This window comes from Amaricoccus sp. (assembly GCF_036846665.1).
In the GTDB taxonomy this organism is placed as follows: domain Bacteria; phylum Pseudomonadota; class Alphaproteobacteria; order Rhodobacterales; family Rhodobacteraceae; genus Amaricoccus.
Genome location: NZ_DAIUBO010000081.1, coordinates 1 through 15,661 on the forward strand (window position 1 = coordinate 1; position 15,661 = coordinate 15,661).

Consider the following 15,661-nt stretch of genomic DNA (forward strand, 5'->3'; position numbering starts at 1 on the left):
ATGTCCGAGGTGGCGGGCAAGCTCGCGCCGCAGGTCGGCGCCTGGACGCTGCAGAAGGCCAATGGCGGCCGCGGCGTGCTGATGGGCGGCGTGCCCGGCGTCGGCCCGGCGAAGGTCGTGGTGCTCGGGGGTGGGGTCGTCGGCACCCATGCCGCGCGGGTCGCGGCGGGAATGGGCGCGGACGTGGTGGTGCTCGACCTGTCGCTGCACCGGATGCGCTATCTCGACGACGTCTTCGGCGATGTCTTCGAGACCCGCTATGCTTCGCGCGGCAATTCCGAGGAGCTGGTCGCCGAGGCCGACATGGTGATCGGCGCGGTGCTGATCCCCGGGGCGGCGGCGCCGAAGCTGGTCAGCCGGGCGCAGCTCTCGACCATGAAACGGGGTGCTGCCATCGTCGACGTGGCGATCGACCAGGGCGGCTGCTTCGAGACCTCCCATGCCACCACCCACGACGATCCGATCTACGAGGTCGACGGGATCATGCATTATTGCGTGGCGAACATGCCCGGCGCGGTGGCGCGGACCTCGACCATCGCGCTGGGGAACGCCACGATGCCGCTGCTGCTCGCGCTGGCCGACAAGGGCTGGCGGACGGCCTGCGCGGAGGATCCGCAACTGCTCGCCGGGCTCAACGTCCATGCGGGAAATCTGACCTATGCGGCGGTGGGCGAAGCGCTCGGCATCGCGGTCATGGATCCGGAAGCGGCGCTGAAGGCCTGAAGAAGGGCCCAGCGGGCCGCCGTGCCGGACGGCCTCAGCGGCGAAGCAGCGTGAGGTAGGCCGGCACCCGCCCGGCCGCCAGGGCCTTCGCCTCGTAGCGCGTGCCGGGCCAGTCGGGCCAGGGATCGGCGGAATCCTCTCCGGCCAGGGCGAAGCCCTCGGCCTCCGCCACCTCGCGCCGCGCATGCTCCACATAATCGGGGATGTCGGTCGCGAATCGCAACTCCGATCCCGGCCGCATGATCCGGTGCAGCATCGCGAGATTCTCGCGGCAGAGAAACCGCCGCCGGTGGTGCCGCGCCTTGGGCCAGGGGTCGGGATAGAGCAGGAAGACCCGGGAGACCGATTCCGCGGGCATGAGCTCGATCAGGTCGCGGGCATCGCCCGGATGGATGCGGAGATTGGCGATGCCGCCGCGCTCGATGCGGTTGAGGAGCATGGCCACGCCGTTCACGAAGGGCTCGCAGCCGATCAGCCCCAGGTCGGGATGCAGGCGCGCCTGATGCGCCAGATGCTCGCCGCCGCCGAAGCCGATCTCCAGCCAGACCGGCCGCGCATCCCCGAAGAGCGCCGCCGGATCGACCGGCAGGCGGTCGCTCACGCCCGGAACCCGCAGCCGGGGCAGAAGCTCGGCGACCAGCCGCCGCTGCGACGGGCGCAGCGCCTTGCCGTGCCGCCGTCCGTAGAAATTGCGGAACCGCGGCGCCGCGGCCTCGTCGTCGCTGCCGGTCATGCGCCCGGTGGGGTTCAGACCGCCTTGCGCAGCGCCTCGACGAGATCCGTGCGCTCCCAGGAGAAACCGCCCTCCGCATCGGGCACCCGGCCGAAATGCCCGTAGGCCGAGGTGCGCTGATAGATCGGCCGGTTCAGCGCCAGATGGGTGCGGATTCCCTTGGGGGAGAGATCCATCACCGTGTTCAGCGCCGCCTCGATCGCCGCCTCGGGAACCTCGCCGGTGCCATAGGTGTCGGCATAGATCGACAGCGGCCGCGCCACGCCGATGGCATAGGCGAGCTGGATCACGCAGCGCCGCGCGAGCCCCGCCGCGACGACGTTCTTCGCGAGATAGCGCGCCGCATAGGCCGCCGATCGGTCGACCTTGGTCGGATCCTTGCCGGAGAAGGCGCCGCCGCCGTGCGGCGCGGCCCCGCCGTAGGTGTCCACGATGATCTTGCGCCCGGTCAGGCCTGCGTCGCCGTCCGGCCCGCCGATCACGAACTTGCCCGTGGGATTGACGTGCCAGACGGTCTCCTTCGTCAGCCAGCCTTCGGGCAGGACGTCGCGGATATGCGGCTCGACCATCGCGCGCACGTCCGCCGAGGACATGTTCTCGTCGAGATGCTGGGTCGAGAGCACCAGGCTCGCGCATTCCACCGGCCTCCCGCCGGCGTAGCGCAGCGTCACCTGGGATTTCGCGTCCGGGCCCAGCCGCCGCTCGACGCCGGATTTGCGCACATCCGCGAGCCGGCGCAGGATGGCATGGGCGTAGTGGATCGGGGCCGGCATATGCGCCTCGGTCTCGTCGGTGGCATAGCCGAACATGATCCCCTGGTCGCCGGCACCCTCTTCCTTGCCGTTGCCGCCGTCGACGCCTTGGGCGATGTTGTCCGACTGGCCGTGGATGTAGTTCTGGACCGTGAGGGTCTCCCAGTTGAAGCCCTTCTGCGCATAGCCGATGTCGCGCACGCAGTTCCGCACGATCGAGTCGATCCGCCCGAGGATCCCGGCGGGACCGCGCACCTCGCCGCCGACGACGACCCGGTCGGTGGTGGCGAAGGTCTCGCAGGCGACGCGGGCTTCCGGGTCCTCCAAGAGGAAGGCGTCGAGCACGGCGTCGGAAATCCGGTCGCAGACCTTGTCGGGGTGGCCTTCCGACACCGATTCAGAGGTGAAGAGGTAGTCGCTGCGCGTATGCATCCCGTGATCCCATCCCCGTGTTCTGGCGGCCTTCCCTACGCTAGCCACGGAAACGTGGTCAACGGAGGATTCGCCCCTCCGGCAGGGGAGCGGTCAGCGAGCGGACGAGCGCCAGCACGGATGCGCGGGTCTCCCGGTCGGTAATCGTCGCGAAGGCTTCGGTCAGGGTGCGGATCTCTTCGCGGCTGCCGCCGGTTGGCTGCAGCGCCTCCGCCCCGTTGTTGTCGAGCTCGTCGAAGAAATAGCTGGGCTTCACCCCGAGATAGGTCGCGATCTGATAGAGCCGCCCCGCGCCGATCCGGTTGGCACCCTTCTCGTATTTCTGGATCTGGGAAAAGGTCAGCCCGAGGTGGCGGCCGAGGCGGCCCTGACTGATGCCGAGCGACTCGCGGCGCTGGCGCATGCGCTGACCGACGACCCGGTCGATTTCACTGGCAGACAACGACACTGGCATAGGACACCCAACTAGATAAACCACATTCCGGATCGAAGGTTTTTCCGGGAAGCGGCGCCAGAGGACGTCTCTGCTTGCCACTTCTGTACGGATCACCCGCCACTCCTAAAAAGAGTTATCGCGGTGTTCTCCGAAAAACTCCATTCCAAAATTTTAATACAGTTAATCCGCAAATTAATATTAATGCGGCAAGTACAGGAAGATCACCCATCCGCGAATAGGGCGTCGGCGGGAGCGCCGGCGGGAGCGGCGCGTCGAAATGCCCGATGACGCCGAGGCCGAGCCGCTCGGTGACGCGGCCCCTTGGATCGATCATGGCCGAGATGCCGGTATTGGCCGCACGCGCCAGCGGCAGGCCCTGCTCGATCGCCCGGACCCGCGCCTGGGCGAGATGCTGGTAGGGGCCCGAGACCTCGCCGAACCAGGCGTCGTTGGTCACCTGCACCAGCCAGTCGGCGCGGCCCTCCGGGGCCCGCAGGCCCTGGGGGAAGATTGCCTCGTAGCAGATCAGCGGCAGGAAGGGCGGCAGGCCCGGCACCGAGACGAGATGCGGGCCGGGTCCCGGACGGAACCCCTGGGCGGTCAGCGTGGTCAGCGCCGGAATGCCCAGTTGCGCGATCGCGCCGGCGAGCGGGATGTATTCGCCGAAGGGCACGAGATGATGCTTGTCGTAGACGGCGCGCGGGATGCCCTCCGGGTCCAGCACCACCAGCGAATTGAACCAATCCTCGCGCCCGTCCCTCGCGTCGAGCCGGCGGATGCCGAGGATCGTGCGCGACTGCGGACCCGCCGCGGCGATCTCGGGCAGCCTGTCGTCGGAATAGCCCAGCACGAAGGGCACCGCGGTTTCCGGCCAGATCGCCACGTCCGGCGGCGGGTCGCCCGGCGCCGCGGTCTCCGCGAGCAGGCGGCGGTAGAATTCCATCTGCTTCTCGGGCACCCATTTCGCCTGCTGCTCGGCATCGGGCTGCACGATGCGCAGGATCACCGGCGGATCGCGCGAAGCGAGCGGGCGGGACAATTGCCAGGCGCCATAGCCCCAGCCCGAAGCCACGAGCAGAGCGGCGAGCGCGAGGCCCCGCCGCGAGGCCAGCCCCGCCAGCAGCCCCGCGAGCAGCGTCAGGAACCCCAGCCCGTGCGGCCCCACCAGCGCCGCCGCCTGGATCACCGGCGTCTCGACCCAGGCATAGGCGGTCAGGCCCCAGGGAAACCCGGTCAGAACGATCGAGCGGAGGTATTCCGACAGCGTCCAGAGACAGGCGAGGATCACCGCCCCGCCCCCGTCCCCTCGCCAGAGCCGGCGCGCGAGCGCGAAGGGCGCGGCCCAGAAGAGCGCCAGGCCGCCGGCCATGCCGAGCAGCGCGAAGGGCGCCATCCAGCCGTGCCGCGGCGCATCCACAAGAAACGGCTCGACGATCCAGAAGAGCGAGGCGGCGAAATAGCCCGCGCCGGCGCACCAGCCGAGACGGAAGGCCTCGCGCGTCCCCGGCGCTCCGTCGAGCAGCCAGAGCAGCAGCGGCAGGGCGAGAAAGAGCGCGGCCGGCCAGGACAGCGGCGGCTGGCCGAGCGCCATGAGCCCGCCCGCCCCCGCCGCGAGACCCGCGCGGCGCCTCCCCGAAAGCGCGTCGATCCGGCACCGGAGCCTCCTGACGGCCTCCGGGATTATTCCGCCGCCTCGCTTGTCCGGCCGTCCTGCCCGTCCGACTTCACGCGCAGCCGCAGCCGCTTGATGCGGCGCGCATCGGCATCGACGATCTCGAACTCGTGCCCGTCGGGATGCATGACGACCTCGCCGCGCACCGGCACCCGGCCCGACAGGCGGAAGACGAGGCCGCCCAGGGTATCCACCTCCTCGTCGAGATCCGGCTCGGCCAGATGCAGGCCCGTCGCTTCCTCGAATTCATCGAGATCGACCCGCGCCTGGGCGAGAAAGACCCCCGGTGCCTCCTCGGCCCAGAGCTGGTCCTCCTCGTCGTCGTGCTCGTCGGCGATGTCGCCGACGATCTGCTCGAGCAGGTCCTCGATGGTCACGAGCCCGTCGACGCCGCCGTATTCGTCGATCACCAGCGCCATGTGGATGCGCGCGGCCTGCATCTTCTGGAGCAGCACGCCGATCGGCATCGACGGCGGCGCATAGAGCAGCGGCCGCAGCAGGCCCTTCAGGTCATAGTCCTCGGCGCTGTTGCCGAAGCCGTATTTCAGCGCCAGATCCTTGAGATGCACCAGCCCCTGCGGCTTGTCGAGGGTGTCGCGATAGACCGGCAGGCGCGAGAGCGTGCTGCTCTGGAAGGCGGCGACGAGATCCTCGAGCGGCGCCTGTTCGGAGACCGCGACGATATCGGCACGCGGGATGGCGACGTCGTCGACGCGCATCCGCCGCATGTTCCGCAGATTGACGAGCATCTCGCGCGCATTGCTCTCGGCGCTCTCAAGCGTGCCGGATGGCCCGCCGTGATCGTCCTCTTCCGCGGGATCGCGCCCGAAGAGCCGCGCAAAGAATGAAGACTTTCCGGGACTGTCCGGGTCTCCGTCGTCGGCAACCTCGTGCTCGACCGAGGCGTGCCCGTCGGGAGTATCGCCCATGTCTCCTATCCGATCCCGCGCCTCAGGGGCGCTCCTGCGACGAATATGGGTCGGCGATCCCCAGGCTGGCAAGTGTTTTCGTCTCGATCGCCTCCATCGCCTCGGCCTCCGTGTCGTCGATGTGATCGTGGCCGAGGAGATGCAGGAGCCCGTGCACGACCAAATGCGCCGCATGGTCGGCGAGCGGGATCCCCGCCGCCCGCGCCTCGCGCGCGCAGGTCTCGAAGGCCAGCGCCATGTCGCCCAGAAAGACCCGCTCGCCGGCCATCGGCAGCGGCACCGCGCCCTCGAAGGCAGGCCAGGAGAGCACGTTGGTCGGCTTCGCCGCCCCGCGGAAGGCCTCGTTCAGCCCGGCGATGCGCCCGTCGTCGCAGGCGAGCAGGCTGACCTCGTGGCGGGCCGGATCACGGCCGGTCTCGGCGAGCGCGGCCCGGGCGGCGCGCTCGGCGACGGCTTCGAGCCCCACCTCGCCCCAGCGCGGATCCTCGAGCACCAGATCGACGAGCGCGGGGGCGTCGGTCGCCTCAGCCATCGAGCGGGCGCGCGCTCTCGTAGGCGCGGATGATGCGCGCCACGAGCTGGTGCCGGACCACGTCCTCGGCGCCGAAGCGGGTGAAGCCCACGCCGGGCACCTCGCGCAGGATGCGCTCCGCCTCGATCAGCCCCGACATCACGCCGCGCGGCAGGTCGATCTGCGTGACGTCCCCGGTCACGGCCATGCGGCTCCCCTCGCCGAGGCGGGTGAGGAACATCTTCATCTGCATGGTCGTCGCGTTCTGCGCCTCGTCGAGCACCACGAAGGCATTGGAGAGCGTCCGGCCGCGCATGAAGGCGAGCGGCGCGATCTCGATCTCCTTGTCCTCGATCAGCTTGGCGACCTGCTTGGGCGGAAAGAAGTCGTTCAGCGCGTCGTAGAGCGGCTGCATGTAGGGGTCGACCTTGTCCTTCATGTCGCCCGGCAGGAAGCCCAGCCGCTCGCCCGCCTCCACCGCCGGCCGGCTGAGGATGATGCGGTCCACGTGGCCGTCGATGAACATCGACACCGCCGCCGCCACCGCCAGATAGGTCTTGCCGGTGCCGGCGGGCCCGAGGCCGAAGACGAGCTCGTGCTTGAAGAGGCTGCGCACATAGGCTTTCTGCGTCGCGGTGCGCGGCTCGACGATCTTGCGCCGCGTGCGGATCTCCACGTGGTCGGAGGCAAACATCTCGAGCTGGCCCGCGGCCGGCGCCGGCCCGGCCGGCTGGCCGCGCGCCATCCGGATCGCCGCGTCGACCTCGCCCTGCGCGACGGTGCGGCCCTGCTCCAGCCGGGCGTAGAGCGCATGCAGCACCCGCTCGGCGACGGCGCGGTCCGCCGCCGGCCCGTGCAGCGCCAGATTGTTGCCGCGCCGGTGGATGGCCACGCCGAGTGCCGCCTCGATCTGCACGATGTTGCGGTCCAGCTCGCCGCAAAGGTCGATCAGGAGGCGGTTGTCGGGAAACTCGAGAACGCTGTCGGACAGGGCATCCGGACTCGTGGCGGGGTTGGGGGCGCTGATCGCCAATAGGCCTCCGGATGACACGGGTGACGCTTGCGCCTCTCAGACTGCCCCACGGCGGCGGCCGGCGCAAGCGCCTTGCACGGCGATCACGTCGCCGCGAAGCTGGCGGTGCGGATGGTCGGGCTGCACCTTGGGTCGTTTCACGACCGGGACATCACACGCCATCCGGGTGAATCGATCCGCCCGGGAATGCCCCGAACCGGCAGAAGCGAGGCACTGCCTCGCGCCGGTTCGTCGGCCGGAGCGCGCGAGCGCGGAGGTCGAAGGGGGTCGGGTTCCACCAACGGCTGGCAATCCGCGCGCGCCCGACTAGGCGGCCGCGCATGTCGCGCCCGCCGTCATTCCGGTTGCGGGATCTCCCGCGGCAGGATGCTCGCCACGAAGCTCTGCCGGCCCGAATCGACGCCGATGATCGCGACGGATTTCGCCGGAATCCGGCTGCCCGGCGCATAGCCGATCGTCCCCGTGACCCCCGCGAAATCCCGGGTCGCCGCGAGCGCCGCCCGGACCGCCTCCGGCTCAGGGCTCCCCGCGGTCTCGATCGCCGCGAGCAGCAGCCGGGCCGCGTCGTAGCCGAGCGCGGCGAAGGCGTCGGGTTCGCGGCCGGGATAGGCATCGGCGTATTCCTCGCGGAACCGGATGACCGCCGGATCCGGGCTGTCCGGGCCGAGATAGGCATGGGTGGTGAAATAGACCGCGCGGGTCTCCGGCACCGCTGCCCAGGCCCCGCCGATGTCGAGCCCGTCGCCGCCGAGGATCGGCGCCTCGATCCCGGCCCGCCGCAGCGCCGGGACCGCTTCGGCGACCTCGTCGGGCAGGGCCGCGAGATAGATCAGATCGGCGGGGGGCAGCGCCGCGACCGCCGCCGCCGGATCCCCCGGATCATAGGCCGCCACCGCAAGCACCTTCCCGCCCAGGGCGGCGAAGCGATCGGCGAAATAGCCCTGCAACAATCGGGCATAGGTGGACGCCCCGCTGTAGAGCACCGCGGCGCTGCGCGCGCCGAGGCTCTCGAAGGCCCATTCCGCCCCGGCGGCCGCCTGCACGTTGTCCCCGAAGGCGGCGAGGAAGAGATAGTCCGGAACCTGCCGCGGCAGGAGCGGCGAGGTCGCCCCGGAGGTCAGGAAGACGCGCCCCTGCCCGGCCACGACCGGCGCCGCCGCCAGCACCATGTCGGTATCCGAGAGACCGATCACCCCGGCGAGACCCGGCGCGCCCTCGAAGAGCGCCGTTGTCCGCTCGGCGATGACCTCCGGCCGGGTCTCGCCATCGACCTCGACCATCTCGACCGTGCGCCCGAAGAGCCCGCCTGCCGCATTCGCGCGCTGCACCGCGAGGCGGGCGCCCTCCGAGGAGGGCACGTCCAGTTTCTTCTGCCCGCCGGTGAGGTTGTAGACCGCGCCGATCACCACCGGCCCATCCTCTCCGGCCGCGGCCGGACCGAGCATCGCCGCCAGCGCCAGGACCGCCACCATGCGCAAGACCGCCTCCCCGATTGCCTGCCGCATCCTATCCCCTCCGGCCAAGCCGCGAAAGGCGCGCACCCTTGCCGCAGGACCAGCGCATTCGGAGATCATTCCTTCGTCCTCGACCGTCCCGCACCAAGACGAGGGCAGCGCCCGGCCCGAGCGGGCTGGTTGCGCCGGGCCGGCCCGCAACCCGACCTGACGGATCCGCGCTGCCGGATGCAAGTCCCCTATCCCCCCGCCTCAGCCCTCCGCCGCCTCGGCGGCGAACTTCTCCCGGAAATGCGCCTTCAGCCGTTCGATCCCTTCCGCGTCCCAGCCCTCGGGCGCCACGACCGCCTGCCAGCCGTCGATGTAGTGCTCCGGTGCGAAGAGATGCCCGTGGCCCATGGGAACGTTCAGGCCGATGGCGGTGTCGAGCAGGAGCTGCAGGAAACTGACCCCCGGGAACCACATCAGGTCCGGCGAGACGTCGGGCCCGCGCGGCGCCTTCATCCAGTCGGGTTCGCGATAGAAGCTCTCGGGGCTGAAGAAGGTGATCGGATCGCTGGGATATTGCAGATAGACCAGCCGGATCGGCCCCCATTCCGCGCCGGGGATGTCGAGCGCGTTCTCCTGGTTGGTGAAGCGCAGGATCGAGCCGTCGCCGAAGCGCGGCAACCATTCCGGCGTCCCGGGGTTGCGGTCGCGCACGGCGGCGCGCCAGACCGGGCTCGGGAAGGGCGGGCCGACCCAGAGCGCACCCTGGGGAGGATCGGCGATGACCTCGTGCAGCCGCACCGATTGCTCCGAGCTGTAGGCGCCGAGGCTCAGCCCGTTGAGATAGAGCTTCGGGCGCTCGTCCCGCGGCAGCTCGGTCCAGTGGCGATAGACCGCCCGGAAGAGCGCCCGCCCGGCCTCGATGCCGATGCCCGGCTCGACCAGCAGCGACATCGGGCTGGTGAGATAGGAATACTGGATCGCCACGGTCGCCACATCGCCGCCGAGCAGGTATTCCACCGGATCGGTGCCCGCGGAATCCATCCAGCCGGTCCCGGTCGGCACCACCACGATCAGCGCCGAGCGCTCGAAAGCGCCGACCCGCTCGAGCTCGCGGAGCGCGAGATCGGCCCGCGCCTCGGCATCCTCCGCGGAATTGAGCCCGACATAGACCCGGATCGGCTCGAGCGCCGGACGCCCGAGAAAGGCCGAGATCTCGGCTGCGGTCGGGCCGGAGGAGACATAATCCCGCCCGGTCCGGCCCATTCCCGCCCAATCCACCAGCGAGGCGGCGCTGCCGGTCCGCTCGGGCGCCTCCGGCCGCGCCACGTCGGGCTCGATCAGGCTGTCGCGGATGCGCATGGCTTCGTCGGCCATGCCCAGGAGGCTCCGCAGCAGCAGCCCGTCGAGGATCAGCACGAAGAGCGCGCCGGCGGCGGCGACGCCGATGATCCGGGCGACGCGTCCCGGCACGAACCGGCCCGTCCAGCGGTCGAAATATCCCGCGAGCATGCGGAAGAACCGCCAGATCACGAGCAGCACCGCAAAGACCGCCAGGGCCACCAGCCCGACCTCCAGCGGATGGATGGTCTCGACCGGCGGCATCCCCATGAGCTCGCGGATCGAGTTCTGCCAGGCCGCCGACTTCCAGAGCGCCGCGAGCACGATCGCCGCCGCAACCCCCAGCGAGGCCCATGTCAGCCGGAAACCCCAGCGCGGCCCCGGCACCGGCAACTCCAGGTAGCGCCAGAGCGCGTCGATCCGCGTCCCGATGGCATAGCCGAGCGCCAGCGACACGCCCGCGAGCGCGCCCTGCATGAGATAGCTGCGGGGGATCAGCGACGGCGTCAGCGACGCGGCGAGAAAGATCGCCCCGAGCGGCAGTCCGATCAGCGAGAGCGAGCGCAGCAGGGCGCCCATGCGGAAATACGGCATCGCTTGTCCAGGTCGCGGTGGCAGCCGGGCGGGAGCGCATCCGCCCGGGTCGCCGGACCATGGCAACCGCCCCCGGAGAGGTCAATCGCGATGTTCGGATCGCCATTGACAGGCGCCGGCGGAGCCCTTCCAGAATGCCGCGCCATCGCAGGGAGAATATCCGGACATGACGGAGGAGGATCGCGCCGAACCCGGGCCGCTCACGGTCAACCTGGCGCTTCAGGGCGGCGGATCCCACGGCGCCTTCGCCTGGGGCGTGCTGGACCGGCTGCTCGAGGCGGAATGGCTCACGGTCGACGGCATCTCGGGAACCTCGGCGGGGGCCATGAACGCCGCGGTCTTCGCCCATGGCATCGCCAGCGGTGGGCGCGAGGCGGCGCGGGCGGGGCTCGCGGATTTCTGGGAGCGCGTGTCGCGCGCCGCGACCTTCAGCCCCTTCCGCCGCGGCCCGCTCGACATGATCCGCGGCAACTGGTCGCTCGACCGCTCGCCCGCCTATATCATGACCGACCTGATGTCGCGGCTGGTCTCGCCCTATTCGCTCACCGGCGCGGGCGGCAATCCGCTGCGCGACATCCTGGAGGAGACCATCGACTTCGACCGGCTCGCCGCGGGCCCGGTCAAGCTCTTCATCACCGCGACGAACGTGCGCACCGGCCGCGGCCGGGTGTTCCGCCGCCACGAGATCACGCCCGAGGTGCTGCTCGCCTCGGCCTGCCTGCCGACGATGTACCAGGCGGTCGAGATCGACGGCGATCCCTATTGGGACGGCGGTTACAGCGGCAACCCGACGCTGACACCGCTGGTGCGCGAATGTGAATCCCGCGACACGCTGCTCGTGCAGATCAACCCCGTCGAGCGCCCCGGCACCCCGCGCACCGCCCGCGCCATCGCGAACCGGCTGAACGAGGTCTCCTTCAATGCGGTACTGCTCAAGGAACTGCGCATGATCTCGGTGCTGCGCGGGGTCGTCGACGCCGGCGACGGCGAGGGCCGCCGCTGGGCGGAGATGCGCATGCACCGCATCCACAGCGACATGATGGTGGGCCTCGGCGCCTCGTCGAAGCTGAACGCCGAACGCGGCTTCCTGGAGATGCTGCGCGACGAGGGACGCCGCGCCACCGAGGAATTCGGCCAGCGGCACCGCGCCAGCATCGGCCGCGAGGCGACCTTCGACCTCGACGAGACGGCATGACGCGAACCCGGGCGACCGGCGCGCGAGCGCGAAGCGATCGTCTTCGTGCACGGCTGCTGCTGCGCGAGGGTCAGGCGAACTTGATCGATATGCCCTGCCGGCTCGGGGCCGAAACCTTCAGCGCGTCCCCGGACCGGATCCGGCCCGACGCACATCCGCCGCTCCGCCGAAGACCCGGCTATCGCGGCGCACGCGCTCACCCACCGAAGCGGAGAACGGGATAGAGCGACGCCACGAGCAAGGCCGCCATGGTGAAGTTGAAGATCCGCAGCCGGGTCGCGTTCGACAGCCATTACCGGACCACCGTCCCGAGCCAGGCCCAGACCGAGATCGCCGGGAGACAGACGAGGGCGAACGCGCCGGCCACGACGGCGACGGACAGGAGCGAGCGATCGGGCGCGTAGAGCGTGACCGCAGTCAGGCACATGGCCCAGGCCTTCGGGTTCACCCACTGGAACGCGGCGGCCTGGAAAAACGTCATCGGCCGGCTGTCCGCGTCCCGCTCCTGCACCGGCGCGGCCATGGCGATCCTGGCAGCCAGCCAGAGCAGATACCCGACGGACAGGATCTTCAGGACGAGGTTCAGCGCGGGCACGGCGTCGAACAGCGCCATCAGGCCGACGCCGACGAGGAGCGCCATCACCGACACGCCCCCGACGATCCCGAGCATGTGCGGCACGCTCCGGCGAAAGCCGAAGTTTGCGCCGGAGGCCATCAGCATCAGGTTGTTCGGGCCCGGCGTGACGGTCGAAACGAAGGCGAAACCCAGAAGGGCGGTCAGGACGGCGAAACTCATGGGACTTGTCTCCTCGATCGGTTCGACGCAATATTATCGAGGAAAACCCACAACTTCTCGCCTATCATGCAGACGGAATAGCTGAAATGGACAACGAATGACCGGAATCGACGCCCTTGACCAGAAAATATTGCGCGAGCTGGGGCGAGAAGGTCGGATCAGCAACGTCGCCCTGGCGGAGCGAGTCGGTCTCTCTCCCTCGGCCTGCCTGAGGCGCGTCCAGGAACTGGAACGGACCGGCGTCATCCGCGGCTACCGGGTCGTCACCGACCCCGAGCGCATGGGCCGCGGCTTCGTGGCCTATGTCCTGGTCGGCCTCTCCTCGCATACGAAGGCGTCGCAAGAGGGCTTCGAACGCGCGATGGCCATCGCGCCCGAGGTGGTCGAGTGCCACAACATTGCCGGGGCGTTCGAATACCTGCTGCGCGTCGAGAGCGCCGACCTCGCGGAATACAAGCGCTTCCACACCGAGATCCTGGGCACGCAGTCCCATGTGAACGCGATCACCTCATACATCGTGATGGGGTCGTCCAAGGCAGAGCGCTCGGCATGACCAGATCCCCGGCACGGACCGCGCATGGGGTTATTGACATCCAAAGGCAGGCGGCGGCGAAGTTGCGGAGCGCGCGGAAGCAATCCGTGCCGCCATCCATCGCTTCGCGCTGCACTCCGGCTCAGGCCGGGCCGAGCGGCAGGCCGAGCACGTACCAGACCACCAGCAGCAACGTCCAGAGCACCATCAGCACGACCGTATAGGGCAGCATCAGCGACACAATCGTGCCAATGCCCGCGTCCTTCTGGTACTTCGCCGCGAAGCCGACCATGACGCCGAGATAGACGTTGAGCGGCGTGATGACATTCGCCGGCGAATCGCCGACGCGGTAGGCGGCGAGCACGAGATCCGGGTCGCCGCCGAGCCGCATGAAGAGCGGGATGAAGACCGGCGCGAAGATCGCCCATTTCGCCACCGCTCCGGTGATCAGGATGTCGATCAGGAAGATCACCACGACGAAGATGATGATGTAGCTCACGCCCCCGAGCGGCACCGTCTCGAGGAACTCCGCGAGGTTCGCCGCCAGCACGGTCGCGATATTGGTGAAGTTGAAGAAGGCGATGAACTGCGCGATCACCAGCAAGAGGAAGATCAGACCGGCGAGGCCGGAGAAGGTCTTCACGATCATCCCGATCGCCGCCGTCAGGTCCTTCACCGTGCCCGCGCCCTTGCCGTAGGCGAATCCGATCGTGAAGAAGAGCGCGCTGATCAGCACGATGAGACCGGACATGAAGGGCGAGCCCGAGAGGATCTCGCCCGTCTCCGGATGCCGCAGCGGCGCCCCCGGCGGCACGGTCAGGAGCCCGATCACGATCACGAAGCCCAAGAGCGCCCAGCCGGTATAGCGCAGCCCGCGCGATTCCTCCGGGCTCAGCGCCGCCTGCGCCTCCACCGGCACCCCGCCCTCGTAGGGCCCGAGATGCGGCTCGACCACCTTCTCGGTCAGGATGGTGCAGACGATCCCCATCAGGATCGACGAGGCGATCATGAAATAGAGGTTGCCGACCAGGGTGACGTTGCGGTTCGGGTCGACCAGATGGATCGCGTCGTTGGTCATCTCCGCCAGCAGCGCATCCGTAGGCGTCACGAAGAGATTGACGAGAAAGACGCCGGCGACGCCCGAGAACGCCGCCGCGAGCCCCGCCAGCGGATGCCGCCCGAGGCTGTGGAACGCCGCCGCGCCGAGCGGCACCAGCACCAGATAGCCCGCATCCGCCGCGATCGAGGAGACGACGCCGAGCATCACGATGATGAAGGTGAAGATCGAGCGCGGCGCGATTTCCACGATCTTGCGCACCAGCGTCGCGATCAGCCCCGATTCCTCGGCGAGGCCCACGCCGATCATCGCGACGATGATGACCCCCACCGCCCCGAAGCCGAGGAAGTTCGGCACGATCGAGGTGAACATGAAGCGGATGCCGTCCGCCGAGAGCAGGCTCCTGACCGCGGTCGTGCGCTCGACGACCTCGTGGGAGACCGGGTCGACCGCCTCGTAGGTCGCCGACCAGCCGATCAGGCTCAGGATCACCGACAGGACGATCACCAGGCCGATCAGGATGAAGAAGATGATCGCCGGGTGCGGGACCTTGTTGCCGACCCGCTCGATCGTGGTCAGAAAACCGTCCAGGAAACCCGCCTTGGAACGCGTCTCCACGCCGGACACCGGATCCTTCTCCATCTTCCTCCCCCGCTCAGGCAATCATGCCGGTTAGCGAAATTAGCGTTTCGCATAAACGACTTCTTGCTCGGACGCAGCATTGCCCCCGCAGATTGCCCTGACAAGTCAAATATGCGACACGCGCCGCAAAGCGTTACGAACGCCATGCGAGCAGAGGTTGACCGTGACCGACATCTGGATCGTCTTCGCGATCATCACCTGTGTCATCGCCCTCTTCGTCTGGGACCGACTGCCGGTGATCGCGGTCTGCGTCGGCTGCGCCATGGCGCTCTGGGCCACTGGCATCCTCACCCTCAACCAGGCGCTCGCGGGCTTCGGCGACCCGGCGACGGTCTTCGTCACCTCGCTCTTCGTCGTCTCTGGCGCGCTCGAGAAGACCGGCCTCACCGCCTGGACCGGGCAGGTGCTGGCGCGCGGCGCCGGCGACAGCCGCTTCCGGCTGATCGTGCTGATGATGCTGTTCTGCGGCGTGCTCTCGGCGCTGATCAGCGTCAACGGCGCGGTGGCCGCCCTCCTGCCCGTGGTGGTGGTGCTCGCGGTTCGCCTGAAGCGGCCGCCCTCGCAGCTGCTGATGCCGCTGGTCTTCGGGGCGCATTCCGGCTCGATGCTGGCGCTGACCGGCACGCCGGTGAACGTGCTGGTGCTCGAGGCCTCGCTCGATGCCGGCGAGCGCGGCTTCGGCTATTTCGAATTCGCCTATGTCGGGGTCTTCCTCGTCATCGGCACCATCATCCTCGCCCTCCTCCTCGGCACCCGCCTGCTGCCGGTGCGCGAGAACCGCGCGCTCCCGCCCGACCTCAGCCACCACGCCCGCCCCCTGGTCGAGCAGTTCCGCCTCGAC

General features: G+C 69.3%; 14 protein-coding genes and 1 pseudogene. 4 read left to right on the forward strand and 11 right to left on the reverse strand.

The features are described from left to right. A partial coding sequence (locus V7050_RS09770) for an alanine dehydrogenase (protein ID WP_324410496.1) occupies nt 1-723 on the forward strand: 723 nt, incomplete at its 5' end. A 34-nt stretch (nt 724-757) separates the two neighbouring features. Here the strand turns inward: V7050_RS09770 and trmB are convergent. From trmB to V7050_RS09815, 9 genes are all read right to left on the reverse strand, one after another. Continuing rightward, nucleotides 758-1,456: a tRNA (guanine(46)-N(7))-methyltransferase TrmB gene (gene trmB, locus V7050_RS09775; RefSeq protein ID WP_324368392.1), complete on the reverse strand. Its 699-nt coding sequence runs from the start codon at nt 1,454-1,456 to the stop codon at nt 758-760. Nucleotides 1,457-1,470: 14 nt separating this feature from the next. Then, a complete protein-coding gene (gene metK, locus V7050_RS09780) occupies nt 1,471-2,640 on the reverse strand; it encodes a methionine adenosyltransferase (RefSeq protein ID WP_324368390.1) in 1,170 nt (389 codons plus the stop codon). Nucleotides 2,641-2,698: 58 nt separating this feature from the next. After that, nucleotides 2,699-3,190: a helix-turn-helix domain-containing protein gene (locus tag V7050_RS09785; protein WP_324368388.1), complete on the reverse strand. Its 492-nt coding sequence runs from the start codon at nt 3,188-3,190 to the stop codon at nt 2,699-2,701. Between the two features lie 19 nt (nt 3,191-3,209). Next, nucleotides 3,210-4,667, reverse strand: a complete 1,458-nt coding sequence (gene lnt, locus V7050_RS09790) for an apolipoprotein N-acyltransferase (protein ID WP_324374506.1) — start codon at nt 4,665-4,667, stop codon at nt 3,210-3,212. Between the two features lie 89 nt (nt 4,668-4,756). After that, the gene (locus V7050_RS09795; RefSeq protein ID WP_324369956.1) at nt 4,757-5,677 is read right to left on the reverse strand and encodes a hemolysin family protein; all 921 of its coding nucleotides are present in this window, start codon (nt 5,675-5,677) and stop codon (nt 4,757-4,759) included. Nucleotides 5,678-5,699: 22 nt separating this feature from the next. Continuing rightward, nucleotides 5,700-6,209 carry an rRNA maturation RNase YbeY gene (ybeY, locus tag V7050_RS09800; RefSeq protein ID WP_324369954.1) on the reverse strand — a complete coding sequence of 170 codons (510 nt, stop codon included), beginning with the start codon at nt 6,207-6,209 and terminating at the stop codon, nt 5,700-5,702. Further along, the gene (locus V7050_RS09805) at nt 6,202-7,221 is read right to left on the reverse strand and encodes a PhoH family protein (RefSeq protein ID WP_324369953.1); all 1,020 of its coding nucleotides are present in this window, start codon (nt 7,219-7,221) and stop codon (nt 6,202-6,204) included. The genes ybeY and V7050_RS09805 overlap by 8 nt, the downstream gene beginning before the upstream one ends. Before the next feature lie 335 nt (nt 7,222-7,556). Then, entirely contained in the window at nt 7,557-8,726 is a 1,170-nt protein-coding gene (locus tag V7050_RS09810; protein WP_324410499.1) for an ABC transporter substrate-binding protein, read from the reverse strand. A 201-nt stretch (nt 8,727-8,927) separates the two neighbouring features. Then, nucleotides 8,928-10,598 (reverse strand): alpha/beta hydrolase, encoded by a 1,671-nt coding sequence (locus V7050_RS09815; RefSeq protein ID WP_324368167.1) that lies wholly within the window; start codon nt 10,596-10,598, stop codon nt 8,928-8,930. 166 nt (nt 10,599-10,764) lie between these two features. Here V7050_RS09815 and V7050_RS09820 point away from each other — a divergent pair, with 166 nt between their 5' ends. Beyond that, on the forward strand, nt 10,765-11,793 hold the full coding sequence (locus tag V7050_RS09820) for a patatin-like phospholipase family protein (RefSeq protein ID WP_324374502.1): 1,029 nt from the start codon (nt 10,765-10,767) through the stop codon (nt 11,791-11,793). A 196-nt stretch (nt 11,794-11,989) separates the two neighbouring features. Here V7050_RS09820 and V7050_RS09825 read toward each other — a convergent pair. Beyond that, nucleotides 11,990-12,589, reverse strand: a pseudogene (locus V7050_RS09825) (LysE family translocator). 97 nt (nt 12,590-12,686) lie between these two features. Between V7050_RS09825 and V7050_RS09830 the strand changes: the two are divergent. Next, nucleotides 12,687-13,142 carry an Lrp/AsnC family transcriptional regulator gene (locus V7050_RS09830; RefSeq protein WP_324368163.1) on the forward strand — a complete coding sequence of 152 codons (456 nt, stop codon included), beginning with the start codon at nt 12,687-12,689 and terminating at the stop codon, nt 13,140-13,142. Nucleotides 13,143-13,263: 121 nt separating this feature from the next. Here the strand turns inward: V7050_RS09830 and V7050_RS09835 are convergent, their stop codons facing one another. Beyond that, nucleotides 13,264-14,820, reverse strand: a complete 1,557-nt coding sequence (locus V7050_RS09835) for an AbgT family transporter (protein WP_324368161.1) — start codon at nt 14,818-14,820, stop codon at nt 13,264-13,266. Nucleotides 14,821-14,983: 163 nt separating this feature from the next. Between V7050_RS09835 and V7050_RS09840 the strand changes: the two genes are divergently transcribed. After that, nucleotides 14,984-15,661: SLC13 family permease (locus tag V7050_RS09840; protein ID WP_324410500.1), on the forward strand; the 678-nt coding region annotated here is incomplete at its 3' end.

Excerpts from the sequence above, each read along its gene's own strand:
- trmB (WP_324368392.1), bottom strand. The coding sequence starts at position 1,456 with ATGACCGGCAGCGACGACGAGGCCGCGGCGCCGCGGTTCCGCAATTTC.
- metK (WP_324368390.1), bottom strand. The coding sequence starts at position 2,640 with ATGCATACGCGCAGCGACTACCTCTTCACCTCTGAATCGGTGTCGGAA.
- lnt (WP_324374506.1), bottom strand. The coding sequence starts at position 4,667 with ATGGCGCTCGGCCAGCCGCCGCTGTCCTGGCCGGCCGCGCTCTTTCTC.
- V7050_RS09795 (WP_324369956.1), bottom strand. The coding sequence starts at position 5,677 with ATGGGCGATACTCCCGACGGGCACGCCTCGGTCGAGCACGAGGTTGCC.
- ybeY (WP_324369954.1), bottom strand. The coding sequence starts at position 6,209 with ATGGCTGAGGCGACCGACGCCCCCGCGCTCGTCGATCTGGTGCTCGAG.
- V7050_RS09810 (WP_324410499.1), bottom strand. The coding sequence starts at position 8,726 with ATGCGGCAGGCAATCGGGGAGGCGGTCTTGCGCATGGTGGCGGTCCTG.
- V7050_RS09815 (WP_324368167.1), bottom strand. The coding sequence starts at position 10,598 with ATGCCGTATTTCCGCATGGGCGCCCTGCTGCGCTCGCTCTCGCTGATC.
- V7050_RS09820 (WP_324374502.1), top strand. The coding sequence starts at position 10,765 with ATGACGGAGGAGGATCGCGCCGAACCCGGGCCGCTCACGGTCAACCTG.
- V7050_RS09830 (WP_324368163.1), top strand. The coding sequence starts at position 12,687 with ATGACCGGAATCGACGCCCTTGACCAGAAAATATTGCGCGAGCTGGGG.
- V7050_RS09835 (WP_324368161.1), bottom strand. The coding sequence starts at position 14,820 with ATGGAGAAGGATCCGGTGTCCGGCGTGGAGACGCGTTCCAAGGCGGGT.